We start from the raw sequence: 314 nt of genomic DNA, 5'->3' as shown, positions 1-314 counted from the left end.
CATACAAAACCTGACGACCTCCTACGGTCAAATCAAAGCGATTCGGGGAATTTCTCTGGAGGTGCCAGAAGGCAAGATCGTTTCGCTCATTGGTGCAAACGGCGCTGGGAAAACAACCACGATGCGCACGATTGCAGGTCAGCTGAGGCCAGAGGCAGGGACCATTACGTTTCGCGGGCAGCGCATCGAAGGCGCAAAGCCACACCAGATCGTAAGAACGGGACTGGCACTCGTACCGGAAGGCCGTGCCATCTTGGGCAAAATGACCGTGCTGGAAAACCTCGAAATGGGTGCGTTTCAACGCAACGACGCCC

Annotated in this window: 1 protein-coding gene; it reads left to right on the top strand. The window is 56.1% G+C overall.

The genetic code is table 11. From position 1 onward, the window contains the following. Position 1: 1 nt before the first annotated feature. On the top strand, positions 2–314 hold a 313-nt coding region (locus SB773_RS30850), incomplete at its 3' end, for an ATP-binding cassette domain-containing protein (RefSeq protein ID WP_410594047.1).

The sequence above is a fragment of the Bacillus sp. SIMBA_074 genome (assembly GCF_046534555.1).
In the GTDB taxonomy this organism is placed as follows: domain Bacteria; phylum Bacillota; class Bacilli; order Bacillales; family Bacillaceae_G; genus Bacillus_A; species Bacillus_A mycoides.
The sequence above is the reverse complement of the archived record's forward strand: the minus strand, read 5'-3'. Positions and strand labels throughout refer to the sequence as shown.